Below are 2,002 nucleotides of genomic sequence, written 5' to 3' on the forward strand. Positions count from 1 at the left end.
GGGTGATCTGCAACAGCAGCAAGGTGCGCCATCGCCGGACAAACTGGCGAAGATTCTCGGGCCGAAGTAAGTAGTCCGCCGTCGGATTCACGGTGATAACGCTGACGCCATCGCGGGCAAGCCCGCTCCCACAGGAGTCTATGGCGCCCACAAAATATGTGTTCACCACCTGCCCTTGTGGGAGCGGGCTTGTCCGCGATGGAGCCAGGACAACCGGCTAAGTTCTCTCAGCTAAAAATTTCAGCAGTTCGGCGGTGACGAACCCAGGATTCTCCAGATTGGCAATATGCCCCGCCTCCGGCACCAGCAGCCAGGGGCAGCCAATCAATTCAGCCATTTCACGGGCTTCACTCGGTGGCCGGGGCTTGTCCTGGTCACCGCACATTACCAGCGTGCTCGCTGCGTCCAATTCGCTCAGACGCGATAACAGATCATCCCGCCCAAACGTAATCCGCCCCATCGGCACGATGCTTTCACGCAGGCGATCCGCGGGTAGAGCCGCGAGGGAAGCATGAAAATCCCGGTAGAGCGCCGACTGCGGATCAATGCCCGGCCGGAAGAAAATCGGCACCACGATATCCAGCAGCGCTGGAGTGATGACACCCGCCTCTTCGATCTGCTTCAGCAATGAAAAGTAATACTGGCGAGTCGGCTCCGGTTCAGCGCCGACGTAGGTGTCCATCRACACCAGGCCGTTGAGCCGGTGCGCTGCCGACAACGCCAGGCGCACGCCCCACATGCCACCGACCGACAGGCCAACCAGCGTGACCCGCTCGATATCCAGATGGTCGAGCAAGACCAGGGCCTGACGCGCCAGGTCATCCAGCGATGTCGTACCGACAGGCAATGGCCCGGATTGGCCGTGTCCCCACAGGTCCAGGGCGATCACCCGATACTGTTGCGACAGCGTGGCAATCTGCGGCGCCCACATGGCCTGGTCCCAGAGGTAACTCCCGGCCAGCAGCACCGCCGGGCCGGTGCCTTGATCGATGTAGTGAAGGGGTTGTCCGTCTATCGTTACGAAGGGCATCGACTGTCTCCGCGAGTAAAAATGGAGCCGAAAGACTGAGCGGCAGACAGTTCCTCGTCAATCGCTGGAGTGTGTGCGTTTGTGCCACTGCATTCGCGGGCAAGCCCGCTTGAAGCTGACAATGATCATGTCCGGCAATTCGAGGCCGCGCTCGGCACCCGCAGCGGATTGCCGCCCCTATCGTTTGCCCTTCGGGACGACTGAAACGCTCCAGTCATTGCACGTGCAACTCGGTGAGCCGTGGCAGGAAATTCAGGAAAAGACCGTCAATTGGCGACTTGTGGTGCCGGTTCGTTGTGCGGGATCGGCACTAGCGCAATCTTGTACGGCTCGAAAATCTTCAGCATCTGGCCGTTGTCCCGCAAGCCTTGCAACAACTTGCCGAAGGCCTCACCAGTGATGGGCGCGGTCGGTCGGAGAATGGCGTAGTGRTGATAGATCTGGTCAACGCGCTGGGACACCAGCAACTCGTCAGCGACTTTTTTATTGCGTAACAAGTAGTCGAACAGATAAGAGCGCGTGACCAGGGCGATGTCGGCACGATCGCGCAACACCATCAGCAGATTGCTGTCGTGGGAATAGGTCAGCGTGGCAGTGTAGTTTTTCGCGAGGTACTGGGGATCGGCATTGAAGTTGGCGAACTCGTAATGATAGCCGCTGAACAGAGCCAGACGCTTGCCGCTCAGGTCGGCAAAATAGCTTTGCTGTCGATCGGGCAGGCGTTGCGCGACAAAAATCTCGGCGTCTTCCAGCCCCATGTCGACGGAAGTATGGGGAATGTCTTCCCACCCCCAGGCCGGATTCTCGAAGATGGCCATGTCGACCCGGCTCTGCTTGAAGTCACCGAAGCGCCGGGGAATGGACGTGGGCACCAGGACAAACTGGTAGTCACTTTGCGACGCATTCAGAGCCTCGACCAGTTGCGGCAGCAACCCGGTATCGGCCCCGGATTCCGGGCGCACGGTATAGGGC

2 protein-coding genes are annotated in these 2,002 nt (G+C 59.6%); both read right to left on the reverse strand.

What is annotated here, in order from left to right; genetic code table 11:
• Positions 1–217: 217 nt before the first annotated feature.
• Positions 218–1,030: an alpha/beta fold hydrolase gene (locus ACXRVY_RS26190; RefSeq protein ID WP_458238642.1), complete on the reverse strand. Its 813-nt coding sequence runs from the start codon at positions 1,028–1,030 to the stop codon at positions 218–220.
• A 266-nt stretch (positions 1,031–1,296) separates the two neighbouring features.
• On the reverse strand, positions 1,297–2,002 hold a 706-nt coding region (locus ACXRVY_RS26195; protein WP_458238643.1), incomplete at its 5' end, for a substrate-binding periplasmic protein.

The sequence above is a fragment of the Pseudomonas sp. P5_A2_2 genome (assembly GCF_054177685.1).